Below are 19087 nucleotides of genomic sequence, written 5' to 3' on the forward strand. Positions count from 1 at the left end.
CTACGTTTTCGACGCCCGCCAAGCGAGGCCACCTTGGACAAGATCCTGATTCGTGGGGCTCGAACCCACAACCTGAAGAACATTGACCTGACCCTGCCGCGGGACAAGCTGATCGTCATCACCGGCCTGTCCGGCTCCGGCAAGTCGTCCCTGGCGTTCGACACCCTGTACGCCGAAGGTCAGCGCCGCTATGTCGAATCGCTCTCGGCTTACGCCCGGCAGTTCCTGTCGATGATGGAAAAACCCGACGTCGACACCATCGAAGGCCTGTCGCCGGCGATTTCCATCGAACAAAAGTCCACCTCGCACAACCCGCGTTCGACGGTCGGCACCATCACCGAAATCTACGACTACCTGCGCCTGCTTTATGCACGCGTGGGTATCCCGCGCTGCCCGGACCACGACATCCCGCTGGAAGCACAGACCGTCAGCCAGATGGTCGATCTGGTCCTCGCCGAACCGGAGGGCAGCAAGCTGATGCTGTTGGCCCCGGTCATCCGCGAGCGCAAAGGCGAGCACCTGTCGGTCTTCGAAGAACTGCGCGCCCAAGGGTTCGTCCGTGCCCGGATCAACGGCAAGCTTTACGAACTGGACGAAGCACCCAAGCTCGACAAGCAGAAAAAACACACCATTGATGTCGTGGTCGACCGTTTCAAGGTCCGCGCCGACCTGCAACAACGCCTGGCCGAATCCTTCGAGACCGCGCTGAAGCTGGCGGACGGTATCGCCCTGGTGGCACCGATGGACGACGAACCGGGAGAAGAGATGATCTTCTCCGCACGCTTCGCCTGCCCGATCTGCGGCCACGCGATCAGCGAGCTGGAGCCCAAGCTGTTCTCCTTCAACAACCCGGCCGGCGCCTGCCCGACCTGTGATGGTCTGGGGGTAAAACAGTTCTTCGACATCAAGCGCCTGGTCAACGGCGAACTGACCCTGGCTGAAGGGGCGATTCGTGGCTGGGATCGGCGCAACGTCTATTACTTCCAGATGCTCGGCTCGCTGGCCTCGCACTACAAGTTCAGCCTGGAAGTACCGTTCAACGAACTGCCCGCCGACCAGCAGAAATTCATCCTGCATGGCAGCGGTTCGCAAAACGTCGATTTCAAATACCTGAACGACCGCGGCGACATCGTCAAACGCTCGCATCCGTTCGAAGGCATCGTGCCGAACCTGGAGCGACGCTACCGCGAGACCGAATCGGCATCGGTGCGCGAAGAGCTGGCCAAGTTCCTCAGCACCCAGTCGTGCCCGGACTGCCGCGGCACCCGCCTGCGGCGTGAGGCGCGGCACGTGTGGGTCGGCGAGAAAACCCTGCCGGCGGTGACCAACCTGCCGATCGGCGATGCATCCGATTATTTTGGCGGGCTCAAGCTCACCGGCCGCCGTGGCGAAATTGCCGACAAGATTCTCAAGGAAATTCGCGAACGCCTGCAGTTCCTGGTCAACGTCGGCCTCGACTATCTGTCGCTGGATCGCAGTGCAGACACCTTGTCCGGTGGCGAGGCCCAGCGTATCCGTCTGGCCAGCCAGATCGGCGCCGGCCTGGTGGGCGTCCTGTACATCCTCGACGAACCCTCCATCGGCCTGCATCAACGCGACAACGACCGGCTGCTGGGCACCCTCAAGCACCTGCGCGATATCGGTAACACGGTGATCGTGGTCGAGCATGACGAAGACGCCATTCGCCTGGCCGACTACGTGGTGGACATCGGCCCGGGCGCCGGCGTGCACGGCGGGCATATCGTCGCCGAAGGCACACCGGCCGAGGTCATGGCGCATCCGGACTCGCTGACGGGCAAGTACCTGTCGGGCCGGGTAAAGATCGAAGTCCCGGCCAGACGCACACCGCGCAACAAGAAGCTGACGCTGTCGCTCAAGGGCGCGCGTGGCAACAACTTGCGCGATGTCGATCTGGAGATTCCGATTGGTTTGCTCACTTGCGTGACGGGCGTATCCGGCTCAGGCAAGTCGACGCTGATCAACAACACGCTGTTCCCTTTAAGCGCTACAGCGCTGAATGGCGCCACTACCCTTGAGGCGGCCGCCCACGACAGCATCAAGGGCATGGAGCACCTGGACAAGGTCGTAGACATCGACCAGAGCCCGATCGGCCGTACACCGCGCTCCAACCCGGCGACCTACACCGGACTGTTCACACCGATCCGCGAGTTGTTCGCCGGCGTACCGGAGTCCCGCTCCCGGGGCTACGGGCCGGGGCGCTTCTCATTCAACGTCAAGGGCGGCCGTTGCGAAGCCTGCCAGGGCGACGGCCTGATCAAGGTGGAGATGCACTTCCTGCCGGACATCTACGTTCCGTGCGACGTGTGCAAGAGCAAGCGTTACAACCGCGAAACCCTGGAAATCAAGTACAAGGGCAAGAGCATCCACGAAACCCTCGAGATGACCATCGAGGAAGCGCGGGAGTTCTTCGATGCCGTACCGGCCCTGGCGCGCAAGCTGCAAACGTTGATGGACGTCGGCCTGTCGTACATCAAGCTGGGGCAATCGGCGACCACGCTGTCCGGCGGTGAAGCCCAGCGGGTGAAACTCTCCCGCGAACTGTCCAAGCGCGATACCGGCAAGACCCTGTACATCCTCGATGAACCGACCACCGGGCTGCACTTCGCGGATATCCAGCAACTGCTGGACGTGTTGCATCGCCTGCGCGATCACGGCAACACCGTGGTGGTGATCGAACATAACCTGGACGTGATCAAGACCGCTGACTGGCTGGTGGACCTGGGACCGGAGGGTGGTTCCAAGGGCGGGCAGATCATTGCCGTCGGCACGCCGGAGGAAGTGGCCGAGATGAAGCAATCCCATACCGGTTACTACCTCAAGCCGCTGCTGGAGCGCGATCGGGCTTAACCTGGCCCCATGAAAAAGCCCCTGTCACTTCATCGGTGACAGGGGCTTTTTTTGTATCTGTAGGAGCGAGCTTGCTCCGGGCGGCGTTCCGACGAAGGTCGTAAACGATAACGCAGCGCCTTCAGATTTTTCGCGAGCAAGCTCGCTCCTGCAAAAGACGTTGGGGCTTCCCCTATGCAATCAGGCGTGGGATTGCAGGTAGTTCTCAAGCCCGATCAACTTGATCAGACCCAACTGCTTCTCGAGCCAGTAGGTGTGATCTTCTTCGGTGTCATGCAATTGAACCCGCAGCATTTCGCGACTGACATAGTCCTTGTGCTGCTCGCAGAGCGTGATGCCTTTGCACAACGCAGCACGGACCTTGTATTCCAGACGCAAATCCGCTTCGAGCATCTCTGTCACCGTGGTGCCGACATCGAGATCGTCCGGACGCATACGCGGCGTGCCTTCGAGCATCAGAATCCGGCGCATCAAGGCATCAGCGTGTCCGGCTTCTTCTTCCATCTCGTGGTTGATTCGTTCGTAGAGCTTGGTGAAACCCCAGTCCTCATACATCCGCGAGTGGACGAAATATTGATCACGCGCGGCCAGTTCGCCGGTCAGCAACGTGTTGAGGTAATCGATCACATCTGGGTGGCCTTGCATCGCCCTACATCTCCCTGCTTGAAAGTTGTAGTTTGAACCAACATGCCCCTATCGTCACTCGGAAGACGCAATAAAAGCGAAGATATTCCGAGAAAAGCAGCTTAAATAACGCAAAAAACCGCCCAAACAAGGGCGGTTCTGCTTCTCATTTAGACTTCGTTAAGCTGTACGTTGAGCAGCTTTGCGATTGCTTCTCCATACGCCGGATCGGCTTTGTAGAAATGCTGCAGCTGGCGGTCAACCACATCGCTCGACACACCCGCCATCGCTCCGGCGATGTTGCTGACCAGCAGTGATTTCTGCTCTTCAGTCATCAAGCGAAACAACGCACCAGCGTGACTGTAGTAATCGGTATCTTCACGGTGGTCGTAACGATCGGCAGCACCACTGAGGGCCAACGCCGGTTCTGCGTAACGAGGCGCCTGCTTAGGCGACTCGACGTAGCTGTTCGGCTCGTAGTTCGGCGACGCACCGCCATTGCTGCCAAAAGCCATCGAGCCATCGCGCTGGTAAGTGTTCACCGGGCTCCGCGGAGCGTTGACTGGCAACTGTTGGTGATTGGTGCCGACACGGTAGCGGTGAGCGTCCGCGTAGGCGAATACCCGGCCTTGCAGCAAACGATCCGGCGAGAGACCAACACCTGGCACCATATTGCTGGGACCAAACGCCGCTTGCTCGACTTCCGCGAAGTAGTTCTGCGGATTGCGATTGAGCTCCAGCTCTCCGACTTCAATGAGTGGAAACTCTTTTTGCGACCAGGTTTTGGTCACATCAAACGGGTTCTCATAGTGTGCCGCCGCTTGAGCCTCGCTCATGATCTGAATGCACACGCGCCATTTCGGAAAATCACCGCGTTCGATGGCATTGAACAAATCGCGCTGGGCGTAATCCGGGTCAGTTCCCGCCAGGCGCGCAGCCTCGGCAGGAGCGAGGTTTTTGATCCCTTGTTTGGTCTTGTAGTGCCACTTCACCCAGTGACGCTCACCCTGGGCGTTGATGAGGCTGTAAGTGTGGCTGCCAAAGCCATGCATGTGGCGATATCCGTCAGGGATGCCCCGGTCGGAGAACAGGATGGTGACCTGGTGCAGCGCCTCGGGCGAATGCGACCAGAAGTCCCACATCATCTGGGCACTCTTCAGGTTGCTTTGCGGCAAACGCTTCTGCGTGTGGATAAAGTCTGGAAACTTCAGTGGATCGCGAATGAAGAACACTGGTGTGTTGTTGCCGACGATGTCCCAGTTTCCTTCCTCGGTGTAGAACTTCAAGGCAAATCCGCGTGGATCACGCTCGGTATCGGCCGAGCCGCGCTCACCACCCACGGTGGAAAACCGCAGGAACGCTGGAGTTTGCTTGCCGACCGCATCAAACAGCTTCGCGGTGGTGTATTGAGTGATATCGCGCGTCACGGTGAACGTACCGTAGGCACCCGAACCTTTGGCGTGTACACGGCGCTCAGGGATGTTTTCACGGTTGAAGTGGGCAAGCTTCTCGATCAGGTGAAAGTCGTCGAGCAGCAGCGGGCCACGAGGGCCGGCGGAACGGGAATTCTGGTTATCGGCAACAGGAGCGCCACTGGCGGTGGTAAGCGTTGTGTTTTGGCTCATGCGATCGTCCTTCCTCTGTCGGTCTTTAACTGCCGGCTAATCGGCTGAGAAGGAGTATTGATCATCAATATGACAGCTACAAATTCATTAACTTGCAGTCATCGATAGAAAAATACTAATGACCATCCCCATCACATGATGACGATGCGAACGAAGGAGACGCTTGTACAAACGGCGCGTTTCTTACAGGCACAAAAAACCGGGCACTAGGCCCGGTTCTTTGTTTCAGACTGACGTCTTACTCGGCAGATACAGCTTCGCCAGCAGTAGCACGATCAACCAACTCGACGTACGCCATAGGCGCGTTGTCGCCAGCGCGGAAACCGCACTTGAGGATGCGCAGGTAGCCACCCTCACGGGTAGCGTAACGCTTGCCCAGGTCGTTGAAGAGCTTACCAACGATAGCTTTCGAACGAGTACGGTCGAAAGCCAGACGGCGGTTAGCAACGCTATCTGTCTTGGCCAGAGTGATCAGCGGCTCGGCAACGCGGCGCAGTTCTTTGGCTTTTGGCAGAGTAGTTTTGATCAGCTCGTGCTCGAACAGCGACACCGCCATGTTCTGGAACATGGCCTTGCGGTGCGAGCTGGTGCGGCTCAGGTGACGACCACTTTTACGATGACGCATGGTTCATTCCTTACCAAACACTACGTTCGGTGATTACGACGATCAGGCAGTCGCCTTGTCGTCCTTCTTAAGACTTGCAGGCGGCCAGTTGTCGAGGCGCATGCCGAGGGACAGACCGCGGGAGGCCAGAACGTCCTTGATTTCAGTCAAGGATTTCTTGCCCAGGTTCGGAGTCTTCAACAGCTCTACTTCGGTACGCTGAATCAGGTCACCGATGTAGTAGATGTTTTCCGCCTTAAGGCAGTTAGCCGAACGTACAGTCAGTTCCAGATCGTCAACCGGGCGAAGCAGGATCGGATCGATCTCGTCTTCCTGCTCGACAACCACTGGCTCACTGTCACCTTTGAGGTCGACGAACGCAGCCAACTGCTGTTGCAGAATGGTTGCAGCGCGGCGAATTGCCTCTTCAGGATCCAGGGTACCGTTGGTTTCCAGATCAATAACCAGCTTGTCCAGGTTAGTACGCTGCTCGACACGGGCGTTTTCCACCACGTATGCGATACGGCGAACCGGGCTGAACGAAGAGTCAAGCTGCAAGCGACCGATGCTGCGGCTTTCGTCTTCATCGCTCTGACGCGAGTCTGCCGGTTCATAACCACGACCACGAGCTACTACGAGCTTCATGTTCAGGGCGCCGTTAGACGCCAGGTTAGCGATTACGTGATCGGGATTAACGATCTCGACATCATGATCCAGCTGAATATCGGCAGCGGTAACCACCCCCGAACCCTTCTTCGACAAGGTCAGCGTAACTTCGTCACGACCGTGCAGCTTGATAGCCAGACCTTTAAGGTTCAACAGGATTTCAATTACGTCTTCCTGTACACCTTCGATGGCGCTGTACTCGTGGAGCACACCGTCAATCTCGGCCTCGACTACTGCACAGCCGGGCATTGAGGACAACAGGATGCGGCGCAGCGCGTTGCCCAGGGTATGGCCAAAGCCACGCTCGAGAGGCTCGAGAGTGATCTTGGCGCGGGTTGGACTGACAACCTGCACATCAATGTGGCGGGGTGTCAGGAACTCATTTACCGAAATCTGCATGGATGCACCTATTTTCTAGCCCTTACTTGGAGTAGAGCTCGACAATCAGGCTTTCGTTGATGTCGGCGGACAGATCACTGCGAGCTGGAACGTTCTTGAAAACGCCCGACTTCTTCTCAGTGTCTACTTCTACCCATTCTACGCGGCCACGTTGGGCACACAGATCGAGAGCTTGGACAATGCGAAGTTGATTTTTTGCTTTCTCGCGAACAGCAACCACGTCACCAGCACGAACCTGGTAGGACGGAACGTTAACGGTCTGACCGTTTACGCTGATCGACTTGTGCGATACCAGCTGACGGGATTCGGCACGAGTCGAACCAAAGCCCATACGGTATACAACGTTGTCCAGACGGCATTCGAGCAGTTGCAGCAGGTTTTCACCGGTTGCACCTTTCTTGCCAGCAGCTTCTTTGTAGTAGCCGCTGAATTGACGCTCGAGAACGCCGTAGATACGACGGACCTTCTGCTTTTCACGCAGTTGGGTGCCGTAGTCGGACTGGCGACCGCGGCGTTGGCCGTGGATACCAGGTGCTGCTTCAATGTTGCACTTCGATTCGATCGCGCGCACGCCGCTCTTCAGGAAGAGATCGGTGCCTTCGCGACGAGCGAGTTTGCATTTTGGACCAATGTAACGAGCCATTCTTTACAATCTCCTGGATTACACGCGGCGCTTCTTCGGCGGACGGCACCCGTTGTGCGGGATTGGCGTCACGTCGGTGATGCTGGCGATCTTGTAGCCACAGCCGTTCAAAGCGCGGACTGCGGATTCACGACCTGGACCTGGACCTTTGACGTTGACGTCGAGGTTTTTCAGGCCATATTCCAGCGCAGCTTGACCAGCACGTTCAGCAGCTACTTGAGCAGCAAACGGGGTGGACTTGCGGGAACCGCGGAAACCCGAACCACCGGAGGTAGCCCAGGAAAGAGCGTTACCTTGACGGTCGGTAATGGTCACGATGGTGTTGTTAAAAGATGCATGGATGTGGGCGATGCCATCAACCACTGTCTTTTTAACTTTTTTACGAGGACGAGCAGCAGGTTTTGCCATGATTAAATTCCTGTCGATTCGCTGGGGCGATTACTTGCGGATCGGCTTACGCGGACCTTTACGGGTACGCGCGTTGGTCTTGGTACGCTGACCGCGCACTGGAAGACCGCGACGATGACGCAGACCGCGATAGCAACCGAGGTCCATCAAGCGCTTGATTTTCATGTTGATTTCGCGACGCAGGTCACCTTCAGTGGTGAACTTCGCCACTTCGCCACGCAGCTGTTCAATTTGCTCGTCGCTCAGATCTTTGATCTTTGCTGCTGGGTTTACCCCAGTCTCTGCACAAATTTTCTGTGCAGTAGTGCGACCAACACCATAGATGTAGGTCAGCGAGATAACAGTATGCTTGTTATCTGGAATGTTAACGCCTGCAATACGGGCCATTCAGTGGGACTCCAATTGACAGCTACCTACGCCCCGGAAGCCAAGAAATAGGGCGCGAGATAATATCGCTGTAATAACAAATAATCAACCCGGCAGCGCACTAGCTGCCGGGCTTGAAGCACAATCACACTCAGCCTTGGCGCTGTTTGTGACGCGGTTCCGCGCTGCAAATTACTCGAACAACACCTTCGCGGCGAATAATCTTGCAGTTACGGCACAGCTTTTTCACCGATGCACGAACTTTCATCACCAACTCCTCGAACCTTATGGGTCAGCGCAGCATGCCGCTGCCGTAACCCTTCAGGTTGGCTTTCTTCATCAGGGATTCGTACTGGTGCGAAACGAGGTGCGATTGTACTTGGGACATGAAGTCCATCACAACCACGACGACGATCAGCAACGAGGTCCCGCCAAGGTAGAACGGTACGTTGGCTGCAACCACCAGGAACTGGGGCAACAGGCAGACGGCCGTCATGTAAAGAGCACCGAACATGGTCAAGCGAGTCAGAACGCCATCAATGTAGCGCGCAGACTGCTCACCTGGACGGATGCCCGGAATAAAGGCACCGGACTTCTTCAGGTTTTCCGCTACGTCTTTCGGATTGAACATCAACGCCGTATAGAAGAAGCAGAAGAAAATAATCCCTGCACTAAACAGCAGAATATTCAACGGCTGACCAGGAGCGATCGACTGCGAGATGTCCTGCAACCAGCCCATACCTTCAGACTGACCGAACCAGGCACCCAACGAAGCCGGGAACAGCAAAATGCTGCTCGCGAAAATAGCCGGAATAACACCGGCCATGTTCACCTTCAGCGGCAAGTGGCTGGTCTGCGCAGCGAAGACCTTGCGGCCCTGCTGACGCTTGGCGTAGTGAACAGCAATACGACGCTGACCACGCTCAATGAACACCACGAAACCGATAATCGCTACTGCCAGCAAACCGATGGCAACCAGGGCGAAGATGTTGATATCACCCTGACGTGCAGACTCGAAAGACTGCCCGATCGCTCTCGGAAGACCGGCGACGATACCCGAAAAAATCAACATCGAGATACCGTTGCCAACACCACGCTCAGTAATCTGCTCACCCAGCCACATCATGAACATCGCACCAGCCACAAACGTGGATACCGCGACGAAATGGAAGCCAAAGTTACCAGTGAACGCAACGCCCTGCCCCGCCAGACCAATGGACATGCCAATAGCCTGGACGAGAGCGAGGACGACAGTGCCGTAGCGGGTGTACTGGCTGATCTTGCGACGGCCAGCTTCACCTTCCTTCTTCAACTGCTCCAGCTGCGGGCTGACGGCGGTCATCAGCTGCATGATGATCGATGCCGAGATGTACGGCATGATCCCCAGTGCAAAGATGCTCATCCGCTCCAGCGCGCCGCCGGAAAACATGTTGAACAAGCTAAGAATGGTCCCCTCATTCTGTCGAAACAGGTCCGCGAGTCGGTCCGGGTTGATACCTGGAACCGGGATGTGTGCGCCTATTCGGTAGACGATAATCGCCAGGAACAGAAAACGCAGACGAGCCCAGAGTTCAGACATACCGCCTTTGCCGAGCGCAGAGAGAGCACCTTGCTTAGCCATTTATTCCTCGAACTTGCCGCCAGCTGCTTCGATAGCCGCACGCGCACCTTTGGTGGCGCCGATTCCCTTGCCGATAGTGACAGCGCGAGTCACTTCACCGGACAGCATGATTTTCACACGCTGTACGTTGACGTTGATCACGTTGGCATCTTTCAGGGACTGCACGGTGACGATGTCGCCTTCCACTTTAGCCAGCTCGGACAGACGCACTTCTGCGCGATCCATGGCTTTCAGGGAAACGAAACCGAACTTCGGCAGGCGACGATGCAGCGGCTGTTGACCGCCTTCAAAGCCTGGAGCAATGGTGCCACCGGAGCGAGAGGTCTGACCTTTGTGACCACGGCCACCAGTCTTACCCAAACCGCTACCGATACCACGGCCCGGACGATGCTTTTCGCGACGGGAACCCGGCGCTGGACTCAGATCATTGAGTTTCATCGATTAACCCTCGACACGCAGCATGTAGTAAGCCTTGTTGATCATCCCGCGATTCTCGGGAGTATCCTGGACTTCTACAGTGTGACCGATGCGACGCAGACCCAGACCCTTAACGCACAGTTTGTGGTTAGGGATGCGGCCGGTCATGCTTTTGATCAGCGTAACTTTAACGGTAGCCATGATCAGAAGATCTCCTTGACGCTTTTGCCACGCTTGGCGGCAATGGATTCAGGAGACTGCATTGCTTTCAAACCCTTGAAAGTGGCGTGAACCACGTTTACCGGGTTAGTCGAGCCGTAGCACTTGGCCAGAACGTTCTGAACGCCAGCAACTTCGAGGACAGCACGCATAGCGCCGCCAGCGATGATACCGGTACCTTCAGAAGCAGGCTGCATGTACACCTTCGAAGCGCCGTGAGCGGACTTCATTGCGTACTGCAGGGTGGTGCCGTTCAGATCAACCTGGATCATGTTGCGGCGAGCAGCTTCCATTGCCTTCTGGATCGCAGCAGGCACTTCACGCGACTTGCCACGGCCGAAGCCAACACGGCCTTTACCATCACCAACCACGGTCAACGCGGTGAAAGTGAAGATACGGCCGCCTTTAACGGTTTTGGCTACGCGGTTAACTTGAACCAGCTTCTCGATGTAGCCTTCGTCGCGCTTTTGGTCGTTATTTGACATAACTTAGAACTCCAGCCCAGCTTCACGAGCAGCATCAGCCAGCGCTTTAACGCGGCCGTGGTACTTGAAGCCAGAGCGGTCGAAAGCCACCTGCGAGACGCCAGCGGCCTTAGCACGCGTAGCGACCAGCTGGCCAACCTTAGTGGCCGCGTCGATGTTGCCGGTGGCACCATCACGCAGTTCTTTATCCAAAGTCGAGGCGCTTGCCAGGACTTTGTTGCCGTCGGCCGAAATGACCTGGGCGTAGATGTGCTGCGAAGAGCGGAACACGCAGAGACGCACGACTTCGAGTTCGTGCATTTTCAGGCGTGCTTTGCGAGCGCGACGCAGTCGAGTAACTTTTTTGTCGGTCATTTGCTATGCCCTACTTCTTCTTGGCTTCTTTACGACGGACGACTTCGTCCGCGTAGCGCACACCTTTGCCTTTGTACGGCTCTGGTGGACGGAAGTCGCGGATCTCGGCGGCCACTTGACCTACCAGCTGCTTGTCGATGCCCTTGATCAGGATATCGGTCTGGCTAGGAGTCTCAGCGGTGATGCCTTCCGGCAGTTCGTAATCCACTGGGTGCGAGAAGCCAAGAGCCAGGTTCAGCACTGTGCCTTTTGCTTGCGCTTTGTAACCAACACCGACCAGCTGGAGCTTGCGCTCGAAGCCTTGGCTTACGCCTTGGACCATGTTGTTTACCAACGCACGAGTGGTACCAGCCATTGCGCGAGTCTGTTGATCGCCATTGCGAGCAGCGAAACGCAGCTCACCAGCTTCTTCAACGATCTCAACGGACGAATGGATGTTCAGTTCGAGAGTGCCCTTGGCACCCTTCACCGAAAGCTGTTGGCCTGCGAATTTTACTTCGACACCGGCTGGCAGCTTAACGGGGTTCTTAGCGACGCGAGACATGCTTATCCCCCCTTAGAACACAGTGCAAAGAACTTCGCCGCCGACACCGGCAGCGCGCGCAGCACGATCAGTCATCACACCCTTGTTGGTGGAGACGATAGACACACCGAGACCGCCACGAACTTTTGGCAGATCATCGACGGACTTGTACTGACGCAGGCCTGGACGGCTAACGCGCTTCACTTCTTCGATAACCGGACGGCCTTCGAAGTACTTCAGCTCGATGGACAGCAGTGGTTTGATTTCGCTGCTGATCTGATAACCCGCAATGTAACCTTCGTCCTTCAGGACTTTGGCAACAGCTACCTTCAACGTGGAAGATGGCATGCTTACGACGGACTTTTCAGCCATCTGGGCATTACGGATACGAGTTAGCATGTCCGCTAACGGGTCCTGCATACTCATGGGCTAGACGCTCCTAATACAAAAAAATTAGCCTTGCGGCTATTACGTGTCGCCGAGAATCTCCGGGCATGAAAAACACGGGCTCAGGCGAGCCGGGTATTCTAGACACACCCCAGAAATGAATCAAGCCCCAAAAGGGGCTTGATCCAGATTCAAGGCCACCGGTGGTCAGGATCTTGCGATCCTGGACACCGAGACTTTGACAGTACTTACCAGCTGGCTTTAACCAGACCCGGTACGTCACCACGCATGGCAGCTTCACGCAGCTTGTTACGGCCGAGGCCGAACTTGCGGTAAACGCCGTGTGGACGACCGGTCAGGCGGCAGCGGTTACGCATGCGCGAAGCGCTTGCGTCACGTGGCTGCTTCTGCAGAGCCACTGTAGCTTCCCAACGCGCTTCTGGACTTGCGTTCAGATCAACGATGATAGCTTTCAGTGCTGCACGCTTCTTGGCGTACTTGGCAACCGTGAGCTGACGCTTCAGCTCGCGGTTTTTCATGCTCATCTTGGCCATGGTCCTACTCCAATCAGTTGCGGAACGGGAATTTGAACGCACGCAGCAGAGCGCGGCCTTCATCATCGTTCTTGGCAGTGGTGGTCAGGGTGATGTCCAGACCGCGGAGAGCATCGATCTTGTCGTAGTCGATTTCCGGGAAGATGATCTGCTCTTTCACGCCCATGCTGTAGTTGCCACGACCATCGAAGGACTTGGCATTCAGGCCGCGGAAGTCGCGAACCCGAGGCAGGGAGATCGACAGCAGACGATCCAGGAACTCGTACATACGCTCACGGCGCAGGGTCACTTTGACGCCGATCGGCCAACCTTCACGGACTTTAAAGCCTGCGATGGATTTGCGAGCGTAGGTCACAACGACTTTCTGGCCGGTGATCTTTTCCAGGTCAGCAACAGCGTGCTCGATGACTTTTTTGTCGCCGATCGCTTCGCCCAGACCCATGTTCAGGGTGATTTTGGTAACGCGCGGAACTTCCATCACGTTCGAAAGCTTAAGTTCTTCCTTAAGTTTCGGAGCGATTTCCTTCCGGTAAATCTCTTTTAGTCGTGCCATGGTCTTCTACCTAGCAGTGTTCAAGCATCAACCGCTTTTTGGGTCGACTTGAAGACACGAATTTTCTTACCGTCTTCTACTTTGAAACCAACGCGGTCAGCCTTGTTGGTTTCGCCATTGAAGATGGCGACGTTGGAAGCGTGCAGTGGCGCTTCTTTCTCGACGATACCGCCCTGTACGCCCGACATCGGGTTAGGCTTGGTATGACGCTTGACCAGGTTCAGACCACCAACAACCAGACGGTTGTCAGCAAGAACCTTCAGCACCTTACCGCGCTTACCTTTGTCTTTGCCGGCGATCACGATGATCTCGTCGTCACGACGAATCTTTTGCATGTCGGATCTCCTTACAGCACTTCTGGGGCGAGCGAGACGATCTTCATGAACTTCTCGGTACGAAGTTCACGGGTCACTGGCCCAAAGATACGGGTGCCGATCGGCTCTTGCTTGTTGTTCAACAGAACAGCAGCGTTGCCATCAAAGCGGATAATGGAGCCATCAGCACGACGTACGCCGTGACGAGTGCGGACTACAACAGCAGTCATCACTTGGCCTTTTTTCACTTTACCGCGAGGAATTGCTTCCTTCACGGTAACTTTGATGATGTCACCGATACCAGCGTAACGACGATGGGAGCCACCCAGCACCTTGATGCACATAACACGGCGAGCGCCGCTGTTATCGGCCACATCGAGCATGGATTGAGTCTGAATCATATAATTTCTCCGACCCCTAGTCCTTAGACTTCCACAGCGCGTTCGAGAACTTCAACCAGCGCCCAAGACTTGGTCTTGGCCAAAGGACGAGTTTCACGAATAGTGACTTTGTCGCCGATGTGGCACTGATTGGTTTCGTCGTGCGCGTGCAGCTTAGTCGAACGCTTAACGTATTTACCGTAGATCGGGTGCTTAACGCGACGCTCGATCAGAACGGTGATGGTTTTGTCCATCTTGTCGCTGACAACACGGCCAGTCAGCGTACGGACAGTTTTTTCGGCTTCAGCCATGATCACTTACCTGCCTGCTGGTTGAGCACAGTCTTCACGCGAGCGATGTCACGCTTAACTTGCGAGAGCAGATGAGACTGCCCCAACTGGCCAGTTGCTTTCTGCATACGCAGATTGAACTGGTCGCGCAGCAGGCCGAGCAGTTGCTCGTTCAGCTGCTGTGCGGATTTTTCACGAAGTTCATTCGCTTTCATCACATCACCGTCCGTTTAACAAAGGAGGTGGCGAGCGGCAGCTTTGCAGCAGCCAGGGCGAAAGCCTCACGCGCCAGCTCTTCAGAAACACCCTCGATTTCATACAGGACTTTGCCTGGCTGAATCTGGGCAACCCAGTATTCGACGTTACCCTTACCTTTACCCATCCGAACTTCGAGTGGCTTCTTGGAAATAGGCTTGTCCGGGAATACACGGATCCAGATCTTGCCGCCACGTTTTACGTGACGGGTCAGAGCACGACGCGCTGACTCAATCTGACGAGCGGTGAGACGACCACGAGCAACAGACTTCAGCGCGAACTCGCCGAAGCTGACTTTGCTACCGCGCAATGCCAGGCCACGGTTGTGACCAGTCATTTGCTTGCGGAACTTCGTACGCTTTGGTTGCAACATTTGGCGTACCCCTTACTTAGCAGCTTTTTTACGAGGCGCTGGTGCTTGTGGTTTCAGCTCTTCTTGGCGACCACCAATTACTTCGCCTTTGAAGATCCAAACCTTTACACCGATCACACCGTAAGTGGTGTGAGCTTCGTAGTTGGCATAGTCGATGTCGGCACGCAGGGTGTGCAATGGCACACGACCTTCGCGATACCATTCAGTACGTGCGATTTCAGCACCGCCGAGACGACCGCTCACTTGGATTTTGATGCCTTTGGCACCAATGCGCATGGCGTTCTGTACGGCGCGCTTCATAGCACGACGGAACATTACGCGACGCTCCAGCTGCTGAGCTACGCTCTGCGCAACCAGCATACCGTCGAGCTCCGGCTTGCGGATCTCTTCGATATTGATGTGCACAGGCACACCCATTTGCTTGGTCAGGTCCTGACGCAGTTTCTCAACATCTTCACCTTTCTTCCCGATAACGATACCTGGACGAGCGGTGTGGATGGTGATGCGTGCAGTTTGGGCCGGACGATGGATATCGATACGGCTTACGGACGCGCTTTTTAGTTTGTCTTGGAGGTACTCACGCACATTCAGATCTGCGAGCAAATAGTCCGCATAAGTCCGACCGTCTGCGTACCAGACGGAGGTGTGCTCCTTGACGATTCCCAGGCGAATGCCAATGGGATGTACTTTCTGACCCATCTCTTCGACTCCGTTACTTGTCAGCAACCTTGACAGTGATATGGCAAGACCGCTTGACGATGCGATCAGCACGGCCTTTGGCACGTGGCATGATGCGCTTCAGCGAACGCCCTTCGTTGACGAAAACAGTGCTGACCTTCAGGTCATCAACGTCTGCGCCTTCGTTATGCTCGGCGTTGGCTACGGCCGACTCCAGCACTTTCTTCATGATCTCGGCGGCTTTCTTACTGCTGAAAGCCAACAGGTTGAGCGCTTCGCCCACCTTCTTCCCGCGGATCTGGTCGGCGACCAAGCGGGCTTTCTGGGCGGAGATTCGAGCGCCCGACAACTTAGCGGCTACTTCCATTTCCTAACCCCTTAACGCTTGGCTTTCTTGTCTGCCACGTGCCCGCGATAAGTGCGGGTACCGGCGAACTCGCCCAGTTTGTGGCCGACCATGTCTTCGTTCACGAGAACTGGGACGTGCTGACGACCGTTGTGTACTGCGATGGTCAGACCGACCATTTGTGGCAGGATCATCGAACGACGCGACCAGGTTTTCACCGGTTTGCGATCGTTCTTTTCCGCCGCCACTTCGATCTTCTTCAGTAGGTGAAGATCGATAAAAGGACCTTTTTTCAGAGAACGTGGCACTGTCGTATCCCTCTATTTACTTGCGACGACGGACGATCATTTTGTCGGTACGCTTATTACCACGAGTCTTCGCGCCCTTAGTCGGGAAGCCCCATGGCGATACCGGATGACGACCACCAGAGGTACGACCTTCACCACCACCATGTGGGTGGTCAACCGGGTTCATGGCAACACCACGAACGGTTGGGCGAACGCCACGCCAGCGTTTGGCACCAGCTTTACCCAGCGAACGCAGGCTGTGCTCGGAGTTCGAGACTTCGCCCAGGGTCGCACGGCATTCAGCCAGCACTTTACGCATCTCACCAGAACGCAGACGCAGGGTCACGTAAACGCCTTCACGGGCGATCAGCTGAGCCGAAGCACCAGCGGAACGAGCGATCTGAGCGCCCTTACCTGGCTTCAATTCGATGCCGTGTACGGTGCTACCAACTGGAATGTTACGCAGTTGCAGAGCGTTGCCCGGCTTGATCGGCGCCAAGGCACCTGCGATCAGCTGGTCGCCAGCGCTCACGCCTTTAGGGGCGATGATGTAGCGACGCTCGCCATCTGCGTACAGCAGCAGAGCGATGTGAGCAGTACGGTTTGGATCGTATTCGATACGCTCGACAGTGGCAGCGATGCCATCTTTGTCGTTGCGACGGAAGTCGACCAGACGATAATGCTGCTTATGACCACCACCGATGTGACGAGTGGTAATACGGCCATTGTTGTTACGACCACCAGACTTCGATTTCTTCTCGAGCAGCGGTGCGTGAGGAGCGCCTTTATGCAGCTCCTGGTTGACCACCTTGACCACAAAACGGCGGCCAGGGGAAGTCGGTTTGCATTTAACGATTGCCATGATGCACCCCTTCCTTACTCAGCACTGCTGCTGAAATCGAGATCTTGGCCTGGCTGAAGGGAGATAACTGCCTTCTTCCAGTCATTACGCTTGCCCAGACCGCGAGCAGTGCGCTTGCTCTTACCCAGAACGTTCAGGGTAGTAACACGCTCTACTTTCACGCTGAACAGGCTTTCGACGGCCTTCTTGATTTCCAGCTTGGTTGCGTCAGTAGCAACCTTGAAAACGAACTGGCCTTTCTTGTCTGCCAGAACCGTAGCCTTCTCGGAAACGTGCGGGCCAAGCAGAACTTTAAATACGCGTTCCTGGTTCATCCCAGCAGCTCCTCGAATTTCTTCACGGCCGACACGGTGATCAACACCTTGTCGTATGCGATCAGACTAACTGGATCGGAACCTTGCACGTCACGTACATCTACGTGTGGCAGGTTACGAGCAGCCAGGTACAGGTTCTGATCAACAGCGTCGGACACGATCAGAACGTCGGTCAGGCTCATGTTGTTCAGTTTGCCCAGCAGGTCTTTGGTTTTCGGCGTTTCAACGGCGAAATCCTGAACCACGACCAGACGATCAGTACGCACCAGCTCAGCAAGGATGGAACGCATTGCTGCGCGATACATCTTCTTGTTCAGCTTCTGGGAGTGATCCTGAGGACGAGCTGCGAAAGTGGTACCGCCGCCACGCCAGATTGGGCTACGGATAGTACCGGCACGAGCACGGCCAGTACCTTTCTGACGCCATGGGCGCTTGCCGCCACCACGAACGTCGGAACGGGTCTTTTGCTGCTTGGAACCCTGACGGCCGCCGGCCATGTAGGCCACGACTGCTTGGTGAACCAGCGTCTCGTTGAATTCGCCGCCAAATGTCAGTTCGGAAACTTCGATCGCTTGAGCGTCATTTACATTTAATTGCATGTCAGCTTCCCCTTAACCGCGAGCCTTGGCTGCTGGACGTACAACCAAGTTGCCGCCAGTAGCGCCAGGAACAGCGCCCTTGACCAACAACAGATTGCGTTCAGCGTCCACGCGCACTACTTCGAGGGACTGCACGGTCACGCGCTCAGCGCCCATATGACCGGACATTTTTTTGCCCTTGAATACACGACCAGGAGTCTGGCACTGGCCGATAGAGCCTGGAACGCGGTGGGATACGGAGTTACCGTGGGTGTTATCTTGCCCGCGGAAATTCCAACGCTTGATCGTACCCTGGAAGCCTTTACCCTTGGACTGACCGGTTACATCAACCAGTTGACCAGCGGCGAAGATTTCAGCGTTGATCAGATCGCCGGCCTGGTACTCGCCTTCTTCAAGGCGGAATTCCATTACGGTACGACCAGCGGCAACGTTCGCTTTAGCGAAGTGGCCAGCCTGAGCTGCTGTTACACGCGAAGCACGACGCTCGCCGACAGTGACTTGCACTGCACGATAGCCATCGGTCTCTTCAGTTTTGAACTGGGTGACGCGATTCGGCTCGATCTCAATGACCGTGACCGGAATGGAGACACCTTCTTCGGTGAAAATACGGGTCATACCGCATTTACGACCGACTACACCAATAGTCATGTTGTAAACCTCATGAGTGTACGGGGCTTTCACCCGCTATGGCCGCCCATTTCAGAGCGTTACACGACTAAGACCGAGTCTTAGCCGAGGCTGATCTGCACTTCCACACCGGCCGCAAGATCAAGCTTCATAAGAGCATCAACGGTTTTATCCGTTGGCTGGACGATGTCCAGAACACGCTTATGAGTACGGATCTCGTACTGGTCACGCGCGTCTTTGTTGACGTGCGGGGAGACCAGAACAGTGAACCGCTCTTTACGGGTAGGCAGTGGAATTGGACCACGCACTTGAGCACCAGTACGTTTCGCGGTTTCCACGATTTCCTGGGTTGATTGGTCGATCAGGCGATGGTCGAAAGCCTTCAACCTGATACGGATTTGCTGATTTTGCATTGGATTTCAGACTCCGGCTGCTATTCCCACCGG

The 19087-nt window shown here is 56.0% G+C and carries 31 protein-coding genes; 1 reads left to right on the top strand and 30 read right to left on the bottom strand.

The window, feature by feature from the left end; all coding sequences use genetic code 11:
- Positions 1 to 33 precede the first annotated feature (33 nt).
- Positions 34 to 2868 (top strand): excinuclease ABC subunit UvrA, encoded by a 2835-nt coding sequence (gene uvrA / locus ACEN8Z_RS28680; RefSeq protein ID WP_116263818.1) that lies wholly within the window; start codon positions 34 to 36, stop codon positions 2866 to 2868.
- 180 nt (positions 2869 to 3048) lie between these two features.
- Here uvrA and bfr read toward each other — a convergent pair whose 3' ends face one another.
- The 30 genes from bfr to rpsJ all read right to left on the bottom strand — a co-directional run bounded on the left by bfr (position 3049) and on the right by rpsJ (position 19054).
- Positions 3049 to 3513, bottom strand: coding sequence for a bacterioferritin (gene bfr / locus ACEN8Z_RS28685; protein WP_007984427.1), 465 nt, complete (start codon positions 3511 to 3513; stop codon positions 3049 to 3051).
- A gap of 149 nt (positions 3514 to 3662) precedes the next feature.
- The gene (locus tag ACEN8Z_RS28690) at positions 3663 to 5117 is read right to left on the bottom strand and encodes a catalase (RefSeq protein ID WP_495596392.1); all 1455 of its coding nucleotides are present in this window, start codon (positions 5115 to 5117) and stop codon (positions 3663 to 3665) included.
- A 238-nt stretch (positions 5118 to 5355) separates the two neighbouring features.
- A complete protein-coding gene (rplQ, locus tag ACEN8Z_RS28695; RefSeq protein WP_007970429.1) occupies positions 5356 to 5742 on the bottom strand; it encodes a 50S ribosomal protein L17 in 387 nt (128 codons plus the stop codon).
- A gap of 42 nt (positions 5743 to 5784) precedes the next feature.
- On the bottom strand, positions 5785 to 6786 hold the full coding sequence (locus ACEN8Z_RS28700; RefSeq protein WP_007970428.1) for a DNA-directed RNA polymerase subunit alpha: 1002 nt from the start codon (positions 6784 to 6786) through the stop codon (positions 5785 to 5787).
- Between the two features lie 22 nt (positions 6787 to 6808).
- Complete coding sequence (rpsD, locus tag ACEN8Z_RS28705; RefSeq protein ID WP_003176404.1) at positions 6809 to 7429, bottom strand: 30S ribosomal protein S4; 621 nt, start codon at positions 7427 to 7429, stop codon at positions 6809 to 6811.
- A gap of 18 nt (positions 7430 to 7447) precedes the next feature.
- Positions 7448 to 7837 carry a 30S ribosomal protein S11 gene (rpsK, locus tag ACEN8Z_RS28710; RefSeq protein WP_002555466.1) on the bottom strand — a complete coding sequence of 130 codons (390 nt, stop codon included), beginning with the start codon at positions 7835 to 7837 and terminating at the stop codon, positions 7448 to 7450.
- Positions 7838 to 7867: 30 nt separating this feature from the next.
- Complete coding sequence (gene rpsM, locus ACEN8Z_RS28715; protein WP_009045849.1) at positions 7868 to 8224, bottom strand: 30S ribosomal protein S13; 357 nt, start codon at positions 8222 to 8224, stop codon at positions 7868 to 7870.
- 130 nt (positions 8225 to 8354) lie between these two features.
- Positions 8355 to 8471 (bottom strand): 50S ribosomal protein L36, encoded by a 117-nt coding sequence (gene rpmJ / locus ACEN8Z_RS28720; RefSeq protein WP_002555468.1) that lies wholly within the window; start codon positions 8469 to 8471, stop codon positions 8355 to 8357.
- 24 nt (positions 8472 to 8495) lie between these two features.
- Positions 8496 to 9824, bottom strand: a complete 1329-nt coding sequence (gene secY / locus ACEN8Z_RS28725; protein ID WP_495596393.1) for a preprotein translocase subunit SecY — start codon at positions 9822 to 9824, stop codon at positions 8496 to 8498.
- Positions 9825 to 10262 carry a 50S ribosomal protein L15 gene (gene rplO / locus ACEN8Z_RS28730; protein WP_003228720.1) on the bottom strand — a complete coding sequence of 146 codons (438 nt, stop codon included), beginning with the start codon at positions 10260 to 10262 and terminating at the stop codon, positions 9825 to 9827.
- 3 nt (positions 10263 to 10265) lie between these two features.
- Positions 10266 to 10442, bottom strand: a complete 177-nt coding sequence (gene rpmD, locus ACEN8Z_RS28735; RefSeq protein WP_003176408.1) for a 50S ribosomal protein L30 — start codon at positions 10440 to 10442, stop codon at positions 10266 to 10268.
- Positions 10443 to 10444: 2 nt separating this feature from the next.
- Positions 10445 to 10945, bottom strand: a complete 501-nt coding sequence (gene rpsE, locus ACEN8Z_RS28740) for a 30S ribosomal protein S5 (RefSeq protein WP_003186035.1) — start codon at positions 10943 to 10945, stop codon at positions 10445 to 10447.
- A gap of 3 nt (positions 10946 to 10948) precedes the next feature.
- Positions 10949 to 11299, bottom strand: coding sequence for a 50S ribosomal protein L18 (gene rplR, locus ACEN8Z_RS28745; RefSeq protein WP_003186037.1), 351 nt, complete (start codon positions 11297 to 11299; stop codon positions 10949 to 10951).
- A 10-nt stretch (positions 11300 to 11309) separates the two neighbouring features.
- Positions 11310 to 11843: a 50S ribosomal protein L6 gene (gene rplF, locus ACEN8Z_RS28750; protein WP_003176412.1), complete on the bottom strand. Its 534-nt coding sequence runs from the start codon at positions 11841 to 11843 to the stop codon at positions 11310 to 11312.
- Between the two features lie 12 nt (positions 11844 to 11855).
- Positions 11856 to 12248 (bottom strand): 30S ribosomal protein S8, encoded by a 393-nt coding sequence (rpsH, locus tag ACEN8Z_RS28755; protein ID WP_003186040.1) that lies wholly within the window; start codon positions 12246 to 12248, stop codon positions 11856 to 11858.
- 209 nt (positions 12249 to 12457) lie between these two features.
- Positions 12458 to 12763 (bottom strand): 30S ribosomal protein S14, encoded by a 306-nt coding sequence (rpsN, locus tag ACEN8Z_RS28760; RefSeq protein ID WP_003176414.1) that lies wholly within the window; start codon positions 12761 to 12763, stop codon positions 12458 to 12460.
- A 13-nt stretch (positions 12764 to 12776) separates the two neighbouring features.
- Positions 12777 to 13316, bottom strand: coding sequence for a 50S ribosomal protein L5 (rplE, locus tag ACEN8Z_RS28765; protein WP_003210069.1), 540 nt, complete (start codon positions 13314 to 13316; stop codon positions 12777 to 12779).
- 20 nt (positions 13317 to 13336) lie between these two features.
- Complete coding sequence (rplX, locus tag ACEN8Z_RS28770) at positions 13337 to 13651, bottom strand: 50S ribosomal protein L24 (protein ID WP_003186046.1); 315 nt, start codon at positions 13649 to 13651, stop codon at positions 13337 to 13339.
- 11 nt (positions 13652 to 13662) lie between these two features.
- Positions 13663 to 14031, bottom strand: a complete 369-nt coding sequence (gene rplN / locus ACEN8Z_RS28775; RefSeq protein WP_002555479.1) for a 50S ribosomal protein L14 — start codon at positions 14029 to 14031, stop codon at positions 13663 to 13665.
- Positions 14032 to 14054: 23 nt separating this feature from the next.
- Complete coding sequence (gene rpsQ, locus ACEN8Z_RS28780) at positions 14055 to 14321, bottom strand: 30S ribosomal protein S17 (RefSeq protein ID WP_096514759.1); 267 nt, start codon at positions 14319 to 14321, stop codon at positions 14055 to 14057.
- A 2-nt stretch (positions 14322 to 14323) separates the two neighbouring features.
- Positions 14324 to 14515 (bottom strand): 50S ribosomal protein L29, encoded by a 192-nt coding sequence (gene rpmC, locus ACEN8Z_RS28785; RefSeq protein WP_002555481.1) that lies wholly within the window; start codon positions 14513 to 14515, stop codon positions 14324 to 14326.
- Positions 14515 to 14928: a 50S ribosomal protein L16 gene (rplP, locus tag ACEN8Z_RS28790; RefSeq protein WP_003228729.1), complete on the bottom strand. Its 414-nt coding sequence runs from the start codon at positions 14926 to 14928 to the stop codon at positions 14515 to 14517. Before rplP ends, rpmC begins: the two co-directional genes overlap by 1 nt.
- 12 nt (positions 14929 to 14940) lie before the next feature.
- A complete protein-coding gene (gene rpsC / locus ACEN8Z_RS28795) occupies positions 14941 to 15627 on the bottom strand; it encodes a 30S ribosomal protein S3 (RefSeq protein WP_007970424.1) in 687 nt (228 codons plus the stop codon).
- Between the two features lie 13 nt (positions 15628 to 15640).
- On the bottom strand, positions 15641 to 15973 hold the full coding sequence (gene rplV / locus ACEN8Z_RS28800) for a 50S ribosomal protein L22 (RefSeq protein WP_003103908.1): 333 nt from the start codon (positions 15971 to 15973) through the stop codon (positions 15641 to 15643).
- A gap of 11 nt (positions 15974 to 15984) precedes the next feature.
- Positions 15985 to 16260: a 30S ribosomal protein S19 gene (gene rpsS, locus ACEN8Z_RS28805; RefSeq protein ID WP_002555486.1), complete on the bottom strand. Its 276-nt coding sequence runs from the start codon at positions 16258 to 16260 to the stop codon at positions 15985 to 15987.
- Positions 16261 to 16276: 16 nt separating this feature from the next.
- On the bottom strand, positions 16277 to 17101 hold the full coding sequence (gene rplB, locus ACEN8Z_RS28810) for a 50S ribosomal protein L2 (protein ID WP_003186055.1): 825 nt from the start codon (positions 17099 to 17101) through the stop codon (positions 16277 to 16279).
- 14 nt (positions 17102 to 17115) lie between these two features.
- Positions 17116 to 17415 (bottom strand): 50S ribosomal protein L23, encoded by a 300-nt coding sequence (gene rplW, locus ACEN8Z_RS28815; protein ID WP_002555488.1) that lies wholly within the window; start codon positions 17413 to 17415, stop codon positions 17116 to 17118.
- A complete protein-coding gene (gene rplD / locus ACEN8Z_RS28820; RefSeq protein WP_003228735.1) occupies positions 17412 to 18014 on the bottom strand; it encodes a 50S ribosomal protein L4 in 603 nt (200 codons plus the stop codon). Before rplD ends, rplW begins: the two co-directional genes overlap by 4 nt.
- A gap of 12 nt (positions 18015 to 18026) precedes the next feature.
- Positions 18027 to 18662: a 50S ribosomal protein L3 gene (rplC, locus tag ACEN8Z_RS28825; RefSeq protein WP_003186059.1), complete on the bottom strand. Its 636-nt coding sequence runs from the start codon at positions 18660 to 18662 to the stop codon at positions 18027 to 18029.
- 80 nt (positions 18663 to 18742) lie between these two features.
- Positions 18743 to 19054, bottom strand: coding sequence for a 30S ribosomal protein S10 (rpsJ, locus tag ACEN8Z_RS28830; protein ID WP_003186070.1), 312 nt, complete (start codon positions 19052 to 19054; stop codon positions 18743 to 18745).
- Between the last annotated feature and the right edge of the window lie 33 nt (positions 19055 to 19087).

The sequence above is a fragment of the Pseudomonas sp. Pseusp10 genome (genome assembly GCF_059492225.1).